Below are 14,250 nucleotides of genomic sequence, written 5' to 3' on the forward strand. Positions count from 1 at the left end.
CCAGTATCACCCGGCCTTATGGCCGGCTGGGGTCTCTTATAGGCAAATCCCCTGTAAATAAAGGGGCTGCTCAGTCCAGGCTGTCGCGGCTGAACAGATAAACCACACAGCCAAGCGCCAAAGCCAGCGCAAAGAAGCCAAAAATGGCCAGATAGGGCGCAGCGGGGTCACCTCCGGCCATGCTGCCATGCAGCCTTCCTGAGGCAAACTGCATGATTCCCACGCCACCAATGCCAAAGAAGTTGAGCAGGGTCACACCACGTCCCACCAGATGCGGCGGCACAAAAGCACGGCCATGGGCGATCACCACCGGGAAAGAGCCGCCAAGAAACCCGACAACCGCCATCACCGCAATCGGCATCCAGACGGGCGCGCCTGTCACCGCGACCAGCCCAAGCATTGCCAGAACTCCCAGCGCATTGCCGCCAAAGATCACCCATTTGCGGCTGCCAAAGATCCGATCCAATGGCCCGTATACAAATGTCCCCACCACCATGGCCGTGCCCATAACCAGGGTCGCCAGGCCGATCTGGTTGGTATCCATGCCATAGACATCACTCAGATAGGGTCCAATCCACAGCCCCCGCAGCGCGCCAGATGGCGCATAGCAGACAAACATCAGGGGAAAGATCGCCCAGAGCGTCGGCATTTTCAGCAGATCCAGCACCGACCCGCGCTGCCCACCTTCGGGTTTTTCGGGATCCTTGACGGTAAAAAAGATCCCCAGAGCCACCAGTGTTGAGGCCACCGCCAGGCCCAAAAGTGTACCACGCCAGCCAAACAGATCCACCGCCAACGCCGTCGGATAAGAAGCCACAAGATTACCCACCGAGCCCATGCCCAGCATCAAGGCCGCCAGAGTGGCAAAACGTGCCACCGGATACTGGCGCGCAAAGATATAGTAAGAGGCCATCAGAACCGGCGAACAGCCGATCCCGATAAAGAACATAGCCATGCTGACATGAAAGGGGCTGGTGGCCAGGGCAAACACCCCGGCACCGCCCGCGCCACCCAGCAGCAGCAGCCACGACGCCGTCTGGCGCGGCCCGATATGGTCCAGAGCCCAGCCCACCGGCAGCTGCATCGCCGCAAATGACAAAAACCACATGCCCGACGCAAAGGCGAGATCATCCGGGGCAGCGCCAATATCTTGGCCCAGAACACCCGCCAACACGGCCAGAAAAGCCCGGAAAAACTGGCTCAGCACGTAGGCCAGACACAGCATGATCAATCCTGCCTGCATCAGTTGCCCTCCCCTTTGGATTTTTATTGTCTTTTTTGTTTGCACAGCCACAGTTCATGAGATGCTCATGAACTGTCACATGTCCGCGACGCGAGCTTGCATATCTGGCATCGGGGTACAATTGTTTTACGGAACAGGATGGGTAACGCTGCGTAAACAATTCTGCGCAACCCCCTCGCGGCAAACGGCTGCAAAGCCGGATATCGCCTGACCAAAGGGACACGATGACACAAACTGCAACCTCCGAGGTGTTTTACCAAAGCCTGCCGCAGCAACCGGATTTCGTCGGGCTGGCCAGCCCGGAAAACTATACGCCCCTGCCCGATGACTGGCTGATTTGCTGCAGCGATATCGTTGATTCCACCGGCCTGATCGCGGCGGGCAAATACAAGACTGTCAACATGATCGGCGCTTCGGTGATCGCCGCCATGCAGAACGCATTGGATGGCGCTGGGTTTCCCTATGTCTTCGGCGGTGACGGCACTTCTTTTGCGGTGCCGTCTCAGCAGGCAGATCTGGCCCGCATTACGCTGGCACGGCTGCGTCACTGGGTGCAGCAGGAATTCGGCATTACCCTGCGCGTCGCCGCAGTGCCTCTGACCGAGATCCGAGCGCAGGGCCTGGATGTTGCCGTGGCGCGCTTTGCCGTCTCTGCCAATGCCGATTATGCAATGTTCGCCGGTGGCGGCATCAGCTGGGCAGAGGCCCAGATGAAACAAGGCCGTATCGCAATTGCCGATTGTGCCGAAGAGACGCCACCGGATCTGACCGGGCTGTCTTGCCGCTGGAACACGATCCCGGCCCGCAACGGTTTGATTCTTTCACTGGTCATTCAGTCGGATCCAGCAACGAATCCGGCACGGTTCACTGCACTCTGCGCCAGGATCCTGGCCTTGGCAGACGGTCTCGACCGCAGAGGCCATCCTGTCCCTCTTGAAGGCCCGGGCATCGCGCCTCTGCCCGATGGGCTAGATATCGAGATCCGCCTGACCCGTGGCACAGCTCCCCTGTTCTGGAAGCGAGCATATACATGGGCCTCTGCGGGATTTGCCAGCTGGCTGTTTCGTCACAATCGCACCATGGGGCAGTTTGATACCGCCCATTATATGCAGGTGATGGGAGCCAATTCGGACTATCGCAAATTCGACGATGGACTGAAGATGACACTGGACTGCACGCCTGAGATCCGCGACCGGATCGCCACTATTTTACAAGAGGCAGAAGCCAAGGGAGAGGTCCGGTTCGGTCTGCATGAGCAGGATGCGGCGCGACTCACCTGCATCGTGCCCTCCGCCAGCCGCGATGATCACGTGCATTTTGTGGATGGCGCCGCGGGGGGGTATACCCGCGCCGCCTCCGAAATGGCTAAAATGCCAACTTAACACATCAGACCTTCTGGAAGCGCACCGCCTCGGGGTCATAGCATTCCAGCCCGCCTTCTCCGATATCTGTCCACAGCCCGTGCAAGCTAAGCGTCCCCTCATTTACGGCATCCGAAATGAAGGGGAATGTCATCAGGTTTTCCAGAGAGGCAACAACCGCCTGCCGCTCAAACTGGCGGGCCTGATCGATCGGGTCAGCGATATCCGCGACACTCTCGAACTTGGGCTTCAGGATATCCATCCAACGTCCGACGAAACTGGATTTCTCTTCCAGAGCCGGCGCATTTCCTTTGCACATGTCGATACAGCCCTGCACACCGCCACATTGCGAATGCCCCAAGACAATAAGGTGCGCTACTTTCAATGCAGTAACGGCATATTCGATCGCCGCCGAGGTGCCATGGTGATCCCCGTCAGGAGCATAGGGCGGCACCAAATTGGCGATATTGCGGTGAATAAAGAACTCTCCCTGGTCGGCGCCAAAGATCGAGGTCACATGCACGCGACTGTCGCAACAGGAGATCACCATGGCCCGGGGGCGCTGCCCTTCGGTCGCAAGACGGCGGTACCAGCCTTGGTTTTCGGCGTATGAGGTCGCCTTCCAACCGTGATAACGGGTGATCAAATAGGTGGGTAGAGGTTTGGCAAATTCCATGAGTGGCATCCCCTGAGTTAAGTTCTGGCGGTGCTGATACCCTGCATTGTTAGCAAATTCGAGAGATTTGCACAGTCTGGCGGAAACCTTTTGACAACCAGTGGCGGTCAAATTGGCTTCGTGCCGTGGGGGCATATAGAATTTAGGGTGAATGTGGTGGCTAATATACTCACTGTTATGCGAACAGAAAACGTCCGGATGGATCCGGACAAACTGAGCGAATTATACGCTCAACTAGGCGAAGCTGGTGCCGAAGACGTTGTCTGCCGCGCCATCGAAGAGCTGGCCGTGCGACTGACGCATTGCGAGCGGCTCTGGCGGCAGGACAACATGCCGGATCTGCGCAAGAACGCGCGATCCCTGATTGCCATTTCCGACCAGATCGGCATGAGCACGATGGCGCAGATTGCGCGGGATGTGACCGTCTCGATCGACAGCGAGGATCCACCTGCGGTGGCTGCTATTCTATTCCGCCTGCTGCGCGTTGGGGAGCGCTCACTGACGGCGGTCTGGGATCAGCAGGATCTGTCGGTCTAAATCTTGCGAAACTCCTTTTTTCAAAGGAGATAGCACTCAAAAAATTCTCAATGGTGCCCCCTTGTGGGGCAACATTTGTTTTGTGCAAAGAGTCCGAAGCCCGGATCTGCAAATTCTCTTTGCGGATTGATCAAGCAGGGCTTGCAGGCAGCTGGGGCGCGGATACTCTAGTGGCACCTCGTGCCTCACCGGAGTTTCCTTTATGACCCCTCGCTTTGCTGCAGTTTCACCCTCAACGATCCCACTTGTTCTGATAGCGCAGGATCAACTGGAGGCCTGGCTAAGCGACCAACCACAGCCCTTGCAGGCCTGGGTCAGGCTGAACGGATTCACCGCAGCCTGCGGTCAGGCGCTGCTCATTCCCGATGCCGCAGGGCGCGCGACTCAGGCGCTTGCCGGATATGGCACTGCAGCCCAGCGCAGCCGCAAGCGGTTCGTTCTGGCAGCTGTGGCCGAAAAGCTGCCAGCCGGGTGCTATCAGCTGCAATTTGACGCAAATGCCTTGGAGACTCCTCTCTCTGACGAAGCTCTGGCGACAGAATGTCTGGGCTGGTTGCTGCATCACTACCAGTTTGAACGCTACAAATCCGGCAAGGCCCGTTCTGCCGAACTGGTGGCACCTGAGAGCGTTGATGCCAGGGCAATCGAATCGCTGGCTGCTGCCGAATGTCTGACCCGCGATCTGATCAACACGCCTGCTGCGGACATGGGTCCGGACCAGCTGGAACAGGCAGTACACGATCTGGCAGCAGAATTTGACGCCTCCGTCGGAGTCACCATCGGCGAAGACCTGTTGGACGCAAACCTTCCGTTGGTTCACACTGTTGGCCGCGCCTCGGACCGCGCACCGCGCCTGATCGACATGCAATGGGGTAGCACCGGCCCCAAACTCGCCCTGGTGGGCAAGGGGGTCTGTTTTGATACCGGCGGGCTCAACCTCAAACCCGGCGCCAGCATGGGTCTGATGAAAAAGGACATGGGCGGGGCTGCCAATGTGCTGGGACTGGCGCGCATGATCATGGCGGCAAATCTGCCCCTCCAGCTGCGGGTGCTGATTCCGGCCGTAGAAAATGCCGTGGCCGGCAACGCCTTTCGCCCCGGTGATGTACTACCTTCGCGCAAGGGGCTGACGGTGGAAATCAACAATACCGATGCCGAGGGCCGTCTAGTGCTGGCCGACGCGCTGACCCTGGCCGATGAAGGAGCCCCTGACCTGGTGATCTCGATGGCAACTCTGACCGGCGCGGCCCGCGTTGCTGTTGGCCCGGACCTGGCTCCTTTTTACACTGATTTTGATGCCGATGCAGCGGCGCTGTCTACAGCGGCCAGCACACAATCGGATCCTGTCTGGCGCATGCCCTTTCATGCTCCTTACGAAACCATGATCGAGCCGGGCATTGCCGATCTCGACAATGCCCCCTCGGGCGGCTTTGCCGGATCAATCACCGCAGCACTGTTTCTGCGCCGGTTTGTCGGCGACAGCCGCTACATGCATTTTGACATCTACGGCTGGATGCCCAATGCGGCCCCCGCGCGCCCCAAAGGCGGGGCCGCCCAGGGCCCCCGCGCGCTGTTTGCAGCTCTGCCCACCCTGCTGGATCTGTGAGCCCGACGATGAACGATTCTCGCCGGACCGCCGCCAATGCCCGTGTCTGCGCCGCCGATCTGGCCGCGCAGTTCCCCGACCTGAAGCCGGTGTTGGGGACTACTGCACGGATCGCGCTGCCAGTGGTGGACCTGCTGCGCCGCCCCGATGGCCCCCGTGATCGCCAGCTTTTGTGCGGTGAAGCCGTGACTGTCTTTGATAACATTCAGGGATGGGCCTTTGTTCAGGCCGCCAAAGACGCCTATGTCGGCTACCTGCCCACAGATGCGCTTGCTCCAGCACAGGACGCGACCCACTGGGTCAGCGCCGCCGCCAGCCATGCCTATTGCGAGGCGGATTTCAAATCACGCGACCGCTGCGGGCTTAGCTTTGGCAGCCTTGTCCGGGTCACACGCAATGACCCACGCTTTGCCGCCACCGATCAAGGGTTTATCCCGCGGGTGCATCTGTCGCCCATCGGTCAATATGAAGCCGACCCAATAGCCATCGCCGAGCGTTTTCTCGGCACGCCGTACCTTTGGGGCGGCAACAGCCGTTTTGGCATTGATTGTTCCGGGCTGGTGCAGGCGGCATTTCTCGCCTGCGGCATCCCCTGCCCCGGCGACAGCGACCAGCAGGAGGTCGAATGCGGCCTGCGCCTGCCCGTCGATAGCCCCTATCAACGCGGCGATCTTCTGTTCTGGAAAGGGCATGTGGCACTGGTGCGCGATGCCGAGACACTGATCCACGCCAATGCCTATGCCATGGCCGTCGCCATTGAGCCCCTGCAGGCTGCCATCTTCCGCATTGCCGAACAGGGTGACGGGCCCGTCACCGCGCATAAACGCCCAGGTTAGGTTCGCCTCTCCATCCTATGGAGAGGCTATGCACAGCCTCTAGAGCGGTCTAATCTACCGCCCGGATCAGCTTGCGTTCGAGCACCCGTAGCACCGCCTTGAGGTCCGTGCCGCGTTTCAGCACCTGCCCGTCCATGCCCACCACCGAGTACTGCCCCTGACGATTGCGCAGCTTGGGGTTTTTCTCGATCCGATAGAGCGGATATTCGGCGGTGCGACGAAAAATCGAAAACACTGCCAGCTCGCGCAGGCAGGAAATGCCATAATCGCGCCATTCGCCAGCCGCCACCATGCGGCCATATAGTGACATGATCACCGACATCTCGCGCCGGTCAAAGGCCACCTGTTGCGGGATTGGTCCCCCCTGCGAGGGCTGCATCTGGTCAAAGCTCATAGTCAAACGTCGCGCCAAAGCCTGCCGAGATCAAGGGGTTTGCGAAAATTGTGAGGCTTCAGCGATGCGCGGCAGGCACCCAATCGGCGGATTTTTGGTTCCAGAATCGATTGGGGTTGTCTTCATCCATCCCCCGCACGTGGCAGCTGCGCTGCGCCGGGATCAACTGGATCACCGGCTCTTCATAGGGGTGAGCGTGGTAGATCGCCGTGATCAGTGATTGCAGGGCGGCGCCCGATTTGGCCACAAATACCTGCAGCTCAACGCAGGCGACCTCTACCGCGACCTCCGTTGCCGCATTGCGCGCCCCCGGACGCGACCGGAACTGCTGCACCCCGGCGCAGGTGGTAAAAGCGACCTGATCATAATCTCCCCAGCCCAGAGGCTCTACCGCCAGCATCGCCATCAGCACCCGACCTGCGGCCTGCTGTGGCACCTGTACCAGCACACGCGTTCCCTGTTGCAGCGTAAACCGGGACGCAGCAGTGACTGTGTTGTCTTCACCCATCGATCAGCTCCTGGCTGCGCAGTCCCAGAATCTCTTCCAGCGCGCGGCTTCCCGGCCCCGTCAGAACCAATCCGCGCTTATGAGCGTTGCGTTTCACCCAAGCCCGCTCAAAGGCATGGGTCAGGATCTGCCGCCCCAAAGCCCCCGCGACATGCAGGCGGCGTTCCGTCCAATCCATGCAGGGGCGCGCAAAGGGCTGACGACTATCGGCCACCGAGGGGTTTTGCGGCAGGCTCACGCCCAGGTTATGCCAGGCCGCATCGGCGCAGGCGCGAAAGCCGCCGTTTTCCTCGACCAGCATACCGCGCTCAAGGAACCGCGTGGTCATCGCCACCGCCAATGGCCCGGCCAGATGATCATAGCAGCTGCGCACCTGGGCAATCTCGCCGGCCTTGCGCCGCTGAGCCTGATGCAGATGGCTGCTGGGCGCGATCGCAGCAAGCTGTTCCAGCACCCCGGCGACCTCGGCGTTGGCAAGTCGGTGAAAAACACAACGGTCTCTTTTTTCTGCCAGAACCAGCCCGGCATTTTGTAACATGCGCAGATGCGCCGTCGCGGTCTGGGCGGTGATCCCGGCGGCCGAAGCCAGCTCCTTGTTGGTGAAAGAGCGCCCCTCCATCAGCTCACAGAGCATCCGGGTGCGGCTGGCATCACTCAAGGCCTGACCAATGATATCAAAACGTGGTGTTGTCATGCAGTGACGTTAGCGTGCAAAGACCCGCCTGCCCAAAGAATTCCCTTCGTCACAGGGCGAAGTATCATCTGACCGCAAACGAAGCCCATCAGGCAAAGGATCCCTGACAAAACCACCCCGGCGACAGAGCACCCCCATGAGCAAAAAACAGCCAGAGCCGCGCGCCAGAACCGGTCACCACCACCCAGTAGTCGCGCACGCCACTGCGCCAATTCGGATCCTCCAGCCACCATTGCGGTGCGATCCGTTCCGGCCCCTGTGCTTCGGCCAGATCCCAGTCCCGCCCGCGCCAGCGAAACCTTGCGGGCAGGCGCGGATGCAGTGGCGCATGTACCAGTTCCGGCTGCCACAACAACAGCGGGCGCGGATGCGGCGCCACCGGCCAGTCTGTTGCGGGCTCCGACCAGGCTGCTGACAGCACCTTGGCGGTTTTTTCAGGAATATGGGTGTCGACCGGGTGCAGCCGGGTGATCTGATCAAGACCAACCCGCGCGCCCAGACGCCCGACAAGATCCTCCAGCGCGCTTTCATCGCCGCCTCTGCGTGCCTCGGCAGCGGCCCCCGCCTGCAATGGCCCCGCCTGAGTGCGGGCATGGATCGGCTCGACCAGCAGCGCCTCAAGGCGCAGCATTTCAATGCCATAGCCCGCATCAATCTCTTCCAGCTTCATCTCCAGCAGGGGCAGGATACGGGCCGGATCCCGGCTGGGCCGCGCCAGGGTGAGACTGAGCATCTGCACATCCTGATCCACCCGGTGCGCCTCCAGGCGCAGCGCGCGCAGACCCTTACCGCGGTCTTCCAGCCGGGCACAAAGCCGGGGAAGCATTCGCTCCAGCCCCGCCAGCACGTCCTCCTTCAGCCCGATCGGTTCCGGCAGGCTGAGGCGGGCGGCAAAATGATCCTGTACGCGCTGTGGCGAGACCGGTTCAGGGGCTGCGCCCATGGCCTGATCCAGTCTCAGTACTAAACCGCGCCCAAAGCGGCGCGCCAGGCTGGCGCGGGGTTGCCCCAGCAGATCCCCAATCCGCCTAAGCCCCAACCGGTTGAGCTGCGCCACGGTCGCGGCCTCTAGCCGCAGAGCCGCCACCGGCAGCGAAGCCAGCGCGCCATAGTTTTGTCCCGGTGGGGCGATGCGGGCAATATCCGGTGGCAGGGCAGCCGTCTGCGGCGCCAGACCGCCCCGGGTCCAGTGGCGCTGTTTCCCCTTCTGGATCAGCACCTGATTACGCGGATGGCCCTTTTGCACATAGCCCAGACTGCTGCTCTTTGGCTGAACCGGGACGGCGGCACGGGCGCGGGTGGCACGTGCCTCCTGATCGATGGCAGCGCCAGACCGGCTTGGTTCCGGTGCGGCCCCGGCAAACCGCGCCAGGGCCCAGGCGGCTCCCAGGCTATCCGCCAGCCCCATCTGCAGGCTTAGCCCCATCGCGCCACAATCCGCCTCGATCCGGGCGAGCAGGGCTTCTTCGCCGCCAAAAAGATGTGCACAGCCCGTCAGATCAAGCACCAGGCCATCAGAGCCATCTTCTGCAACCCAGGGCGAAAACTGCCCGGACCAGCGCCGCAAGGCGGCCAGAAACCCGGTCTCTGCCGACAGGTTTCGACTGCGCACGATAAGCTGCGCACAGATGGCATGAGCATCGCGCAGCCCTTGACCACGGTGCAGCCCCGCATCTTCGGCAACCTGATTTAACGCAGAAATAACCTGTCTGTTCGACACTTCCTCCACAATTGCCAAGGGCCCGGTCAAACCACCCCGCGCATCCCGCAGCACCCGCTCGGCGCCAAGCCGCGGAAACCAGAGGGATAAGATGCGGCGATGAGACATGGTGGAGCACAGGTTACGAGAAAAAAAACGGGTCTGATTATGGAGAAACAACAGATGATTCAGCACATGTTCCTTATTTGTTCCAATCTTTCGATTCGGTCAATCCCCGGCTTTTCACCAGTTTCCCTGTCAAAAAGGTCCAAGCTATGAGCCTTCGAAAAATAACCCCCTGGCGGTCAGCTCTGCTCTTTGCAGCCCTGGTGCTGACACTTGGGATCTTTGGCGTTGGCCTGCAGGCCAGCGGCCAGATCACCGACAAACATGTCAAAGACCGCGTGACGCTGATGACCAGTCAAAAGGCCGCCCTCACTCTGCTGAGCGATATGGTGGCGGGGCGCACGGTATTTGATGCCCCCCGGGCAAAGGCTGCACGGCGCACACTCATCGGCACCACAGGCCGCATTGCCAAACGGTTCAAGAAACAGCGCATGGACCCCAATTCACATGCCCGCACCGAGATCTGGCAGCACTGGGATGATTTCGAACACCGCGCAGAGACCGCGCGACAAAGTGCAAAGCAGATCAACAGCAAGTCCCTATCGGGACTGCGCCGCACCGTCCCCGCAATGATGCAGGCCTGTTTCAGCTGCCACCAGACCTATCGCAGCACGCCCAATGCATTTGTCACGCACTAGGTTGCTTAAACCACTCGTCTCTTTCCCAGCAGCTGATCTCAGCAGCTTCTGTCCACGACCATCCACAGGCAGGTTCTAAATCAGCCCCCCGGAAGACGTCCTGTCATGCCGGAGGGAAAGCAATCAGACCTCGACTGCCAGTTTTCCAATGGGGTGTGAACAGCAAGCCAGGATATATCCCGCCTCAATGTCATCCTCCGAGATGCCGCCATTGTGCACCATATGCACCTCACCGGCGGTCTTTTTCACCTTGCAAGTGCCACAGACCCCAAAGGTGCAGCCGGAAGGGATATTGAGCCCCGAAGCACGCGCCGCCGCCAGAACCGTATCGGTTTCGGAACATTTGGCAGTCACCCCGGACAGGGCAAAACTGATTTCCGCACTGCTGTCATCATCCAGAACCACATCATCAAGATCCGGCTGGTCTGCCGCGCTTTCGACCGGCGCGCCAAAGCTTTCCTGATGATACTTCTCCATATCAAAGCCCAGCCCCGCCAGCGCATCGCGCACCGCCTGCATGAAGGGCTCAGGGCCGCAGCAATAGACTTCACGCTCCAGATAGTCCGGGGCCATCAGCCCCAGCATCAACTGGTTGAAGAGACCCTGGTAGCCACTCCAAGGACGATAGAGATCCGGCTCTTCGATCACGAATTTGAGATCCAACCCCGGCATCCGGCTGGCCATATGTTCCAGGCGCTGGCGAAAAATGATCTCGGACGGGCGCTTGGCACAGTTGATAAAAACCACATCCAGATCTTGGCCTTCATCCCACATGCAGGTGGTCATCGACATCATCGGGGTGATGCCGGAGCCGGCAGAGATGAGCAGGAATTTACCGGCAGAACTGTTTGCATTGGTGAACAGGCCCGCAGGCCCCAGCGCCTTGACCCGCATGCCCGGCCGCAGGCTGTCCAGCATCCAGCGGGTGCCGATACTGTCTGCCTGCGCCTTGGCGGTTATGGTGATCGACCGAGGCCGCGACGGCGAGGAGGAAATCGTATAGGTGCGATGCACAACACCACCCGACTGTACCGGCGCCGGGATCTCCAGCGTCAGGAACTGACCCGGCTGGTAGTCGAACAAGGCCCCAGAAGGCGCACGGAACGAAAAGCTCGCCGTATCGGGCATTTCAGGCACCACAGATACGCATTCCAGCATTTCGCTGTCCTGCCAGGCGCTACGTTTGTTTGTCTCCAGATCTTTCATCGGGCTCACTCCGCGGCTTGCGCTGCGGGCGCCAGACGTGCCGCAAGGGTTTCACAATACCAGTCAGAAAACTGCGCCACGCCGCTTTCCTGAATGGGGGAATAGGGGCCGGGGGCATAGGCTGGCGAAAGAATGCCCTGCTGATTGTCCTCGACCACGCGGCGATCTTCGTCATTGGTGGCCATCCAGACCTCGGTCAGGCGGCTGACATCATAATCGCGCCCCTCGACCGCATCTTTGTGCACCAGCCATTTTGTGCTCACCTCGGTCTCGGTCGCACTGATCGGAGTGACGCGAAACACCAGCGCGTGATCCGGCAGAAAGTGGTTCCAAGTGGTCGGGTAGTGGAATTTCAGCAGGGTGCCCGCATCGTCGAAGGGCACCCGCCCCAGCCAGCGGGCTACGGCGGGTTTGCCGTCCATCGTGTAGCTCTTTGCGCCCTCCTTCAGCGGCATCCGGGCCACACGATACTGGCCATCCGCGCTCAGATGAAATTCCGAGGGCAGCCCCGCCGCCTGACAACGGTCGAAATGCGCCTGCAGATGAGGCGGCGTCACGCCACCTTCACCGATGCCGGTGACGCTGGGATCTTCTGGGAACGACCGGCACAGCGCCGGATGGTTTCCACCGCAATGATAGCATTCGCGGTTATTTTCCCAGACCAGTTTCCAGTTGCCCTTCTCGATGATGGTGCTTTCAAAAGCGATCCTGGCATTGCCCAGATCGTGCGGCTCCAGATAGGGGCGCAACTGATCGGCAAAGACGTCAAAATCAGGAGCCTCATCTGCCAGACAGATATAGACCAGTCCGGCAACTTCTCGGCAGTGCACGGGTTTTAACCCATGCTGGCTGGGATCGAACTCCGGCCCCATGTCGCGCGCCCACAAAAGCGATCCGTCCAGCTCATAGGTCCACTGGTGGTAGGGGCAGACCAGTTTGGGATTATTGCCCTTTTTCGATTTACACAGCACCGACCCCCGATGGCGGCAACTGTTGTGAAAGACGCGAATCTGGCCGTCGCTGCCACGCACCAGGATCACACCGTAGGCCCCAACCTGATGGGTGACATAGCTGCCGGGCTTTTCCAGTTCGCAGGCGGGAATGGCAAACAGCCAATCGCGATAATGGATCATCTCAAGATCCGCCTGAAACACATCCGGGTCGACATAAAACCCCTGTTCCAGAGAATACCCCGACCGGCGTCGCGTCAGCATTTCGTTGATTTTGCTCTTGATCATTCGACTGGCTCTCACACCGCATCTGAGCGGCTTGGCTGGAGCAGATGACAAAAGGACGCCGGCAGGTCGCGCCGATGGAGGACAGGCAACCCGTTTGCTGCGCCCCGACCGCCACCCGCGGTTTGACATAGAGGCAAGGCTGGTTTCCGGACTTTCAAAGGGAGGTCAATGACCGGATGCAGCGCCTTCCCGAGGGTCCTCACCCCAGTGGCAATGCTGCGCCCTTACCCGATGTTACCGTTGCGGGGGCAGTGCCGGTCTCTCACCGGCTTCCCAATTCTCCACCCCTTGAGGTGGCACCTTGCTTGGCCCTGAACCTAGCCAGTTTACGCAGGCAGGATCGCTTGATTGCGACTAGGATAAACGAAGAAAAGACATGCAGGAAAATTGCGAAAATTAGTCTCTGATACAGGTAAAAGAGTGAGAAATAGCCGAATTTCATCACAGCGCAGCCCGGAAACGACCCCTCTCCTTCCAGACACGTCTGGCAAGCTGACCTACCGTTTCAATCGCAGGTCGCGTAGCGGGCCAGAAAGGTTTCGACAGCGCCATCAATGACTCTGTTCCGTTCTGTTTCGCTAAAGTTGGCATCAATCTTGAACAACAGGCGCGGCACCAGATCCACGTGGCAAAGCTCGGCAAACTGATCCGCCGCAAGGTCGAAATCCTGGACGCGCAGCTCTCCCTTGGCCGTCGCCTTGATCAGGTAATCCCTGATCTTGCCACGGACCAACATGGGACCGCTTTCATAGAACTGCCGACCCAGATCCGGGAAACGATCTGCCTCGGCGACGCAGATGCGAAACATCCGGATGCCAAATTCGGACAGGCTGATCGCCAGAATATGCTGAGCCGCTGCCCGCAGAACCTCCCGGGGGCTGCAACAGGCAGATGTCAGATCCATCGGCGCATCTGCCTGGCGGGCACATTCACTGCGGGCCACTTCCATGAACAACAAGCGTTTGTCGGAGAAATAGCTATAAAGCGTGGCCTTGGAGACCCCGGCTGCACGGGCAATATCATCGACGCTGGCACCCTCGAACCCATCCGCCATGAAGACCTCGCGTGCGCCCTCAAGAACCTGATCGAATTTGCGACCGGTGCGCAGAATGCTGGCTTGCTCGTTCATGAGGTTCCTCGAAACGCTGGCGGCAGTAGGCCCCTACTCTAGCCGAGAATGTGCCGGTTCAACAACTCTCTCATCGCGGGGTTTGCATCACTAGCCGTTGATCGCGTGTATTTTTCATTGTCTTTGTCATTGTCTCTCGTTGCAGGCCTGTACCTGACTGAAGCCCTGTAGCCCCGTGTGCAATCAGGCGGGCGGGCCCGGCGCCGTACTATCGCACGGCGTGCGCCCAGATCACGCCAAACCCGCGCCTTTGCAACACGCGTGAAAATTGGAAACGACATGTCCATGGAAACGACATGTTCAAATGGCCAGTCTAATTGCTAGTGTCACCGCCGCGCGTCAGCGCGGCGCCGGGCCCA

14 protein-coding genes and 1 riboswitch are annotated in these 14,250 nt (G+C 60.1%); of the genes, 5 read left to right on the forward strand and 9 right to left on the reverse strand.

The genetic code is table 11. The features are described from left to right. Positions 1-70: 70 nt before the first annotated feature. The gene (locus tag PH5382_RS04400; protein ID WP_058333147.1) at positions 71-1,243 is read right to left on the reverse strand and encodes an MFS transporter; all 1,173 of its coding nucleotides are present in this window, start codon (positions 1,241-1,243) and stop codon (positions 71-73) included. A gap of 224 nt (positions 1,244-1,467) precedes the next feature. Here PH5382_RS04400 and PH5382_RS04405 point away from each other — a divergent pair, with 224 nt between their 5' ends. Beyond that, positions 1,468-2,625, forward strand: a complete 1,158-nt coding sequence (locus PH5382_RS04405; protein WP_058333148.1) for a DUF3095 domain-containing protein — start codon at positions 1,468-1,470, stop codon at positions 2,623-2,625. Positions 2,626-2,629: 4 nt separating this feature from the next. On the opposite strand, the gene PH5382_RS04410 is transcribed toward PH5382_RS04405, so the two are convergent. Beyond that, positions 2,630-3,280 carry a carbonic anhydrase gene (locus tag PH5382_RS04410; protein WP_058333149.1) on the reverse strand — a complete coding sequence of 217 codons (651 nt, stop codon included), beginning with the start codon at positions 3,278-3,280 and terminating at the stop codon, positions 2,630-2,632. Between the two features lie 198 nt (positions 3,281-3,478). Here PH5382_RS04410 and PH5382_RS04415 point away from each other — a divergent pair, with 198 nt between their 5' ends. The 3 genes from PH5382_RS04415 (at position 3,479) to PH5382_RS04425 (ending at position 6,259) form a co-directional block, all read left to right on the forward strand. Then, positions 3,479-3,817: a hypothetical protein gene (locus tag PH5382_RS04415; protein WP_058333150.1), complete on the forward strand. Its 339-nt coding sequence runs from the start codon at positions 3,479-3,481 to the stop codon at positions 3,815-3,817. A gap of 202 nt (positions 3,818-4,019) precedes the next feature. Beyond that, on the forward strand, positions 4,020-5,423 hold the full coding sequence (locus tag PH5382_RS04420; protein WP_058333151.1) for a leucyl aminopeptidase family protein: 1,404 nt from the start codon (positions 4,020-4,022) through the stop codon (positions 5,421-5,423). An 8-nt stretch (positions 5,424-5,431) separates the two neighbouring features. After that, entirely contained in the window at positions 5,432-6,259 is an 828-nt protein-coding gene (locus tag PH5382_RS04425) for a C40 family peptidase (protein WP_058333152.1), read from the forward strand. Between the two features lie 49 nt (positions 6,260-6,308). Here the strand turns inward: PH5382_RS04425 and PH5382_RS04430 are convergent, their stop codons facing one another. The 4 genes from PH5382_RS04430 to PH5382_RS04445 form a co-directional block, all read right to left on the reverse strand. Then, positions 6,309-6,653, reverse strand: coding sequence for a DUF2794 domain-containing protein (locus tag PH5382_RS04430; RefSeq protein WP_058333153.1), 345 nt, complete (start codon positions 6,651-6,653; stop codon positions 6,309-6,311). 58 nt (positions 6,654-6,711) lie between these two features. Then, on the reverse strand, positions 6,712-7,161 hold the full coding sequence (locus PH5382_RS04435) for a YqfO family protein (RefSeq protein ID WP_058333154.1): 450 nt from the start codon (positions 7,159-7,161) through the stop codon (positions 6,712-6,714). Continuing rightward, positions 7,154-7,855: an ArsR/SmtB family transcription factor gene (locus PH5382_RS04440; RefSeq protein WP_058333155.1), complete on the reverse strand. Its 702-nt coding sequence runs from the start codon at positions 7,853-7,855 to the stop codon at positions 7,154-7,156. The genes PH5382_RS04435 and PH5382_RS04440 overlap by 8 nt, the downstream gene beginning before the upstream one ends. 88 nt (positions 7,856-7,943) lie before the next feature. Further along, positions 7,944-9,683, reverse strand: coding sequence for a Y-family DNA polymerase (locus tag PH5382_RS04445; protein ID WP_058333328.1), 1,740 nt, complete (start codon positions 9,681-9,683; stop codon positions 7,944-7,946). A 146-nt stretch (positions 9,684-9,829) separates the two neighbouring features. Here PH5382_RS04445 and PH5382_RS04450 point away from each other — a divergent pair, with 146 nt between their 5' ends. Continuing rightward, positions 9,830-10,318: a c-type cytochrome gene (locus PH5382_RS04450; protein ID WP_156414832.1), complete on the forward strand. Its 489-nt coding sequence runs from the start codon at positions 9,830-9,832 to the stop codon at positions 10,316-10,318. 123 nt (positions 10,319-10,441) lie between these two features. On the opposite strand, the gene PH5382_RS04455 is transcribed toward PH5382_RS04450, so the two are convergent. The 3 genes from PH5382_RS04455 to PH5382_RS04470 form a co-directional block, all read right to left on the reverse strand. After that, on the reverse strand, positions 10,442-11,524 hold the full coding sequence (locus PH5382_RS04455) for an FAD-binding oxidoreductase (protein WP_058333157.1): 1,083 nt from the start codon (positions 11,522-11,524) through the stop codon (positions 10,442-10,444). 5 nt (positions 11,525-11,529) lie between these two features. After that, positions 11,530-12,762, reverse strand: a complete 1,233-nt coding sequence (locus PH5382_RS04460) for an aromatic ring-hydroxylating oxygenase subunit alpha (protein WP_058333158.1) — start codon at positions 12,760-12,762, stop codon at positions 11,530-11,532. A gap of 119 nt (positions 12,763-12,881) precedes the next feature. Further along, a riboswitch (cobalamin riboswitch) is annotated at positions 12,882-13,081 on the reverse strand. 186 nt (positions 13,082-13,267) lie between these two features. Further along, on the reverse strand, positions 13,268-13,891 hold the full coding sequence (locus tag PH5382_RS04470; protein WP_058333160.1) for a TetR/AcrR family transcriptional regulator: 624 nt from the start codon (positions 13,889-13,891) through the stop codon (positions 13,268-13,270). Positions 13,892-14,250: the final 359 nt, after the last annotated feature.

The sequence above is a fragment of the Phaeobacter sp. CECT 5382 genome (assembly GCF_001457775.1).
Classification (GTDB): domain Bacteria; phylum Pseudomonadota; class Alphaproteobacteria; order Rhodobacterales; family Rhodobacteraceae; genus Pseudophaeobacter.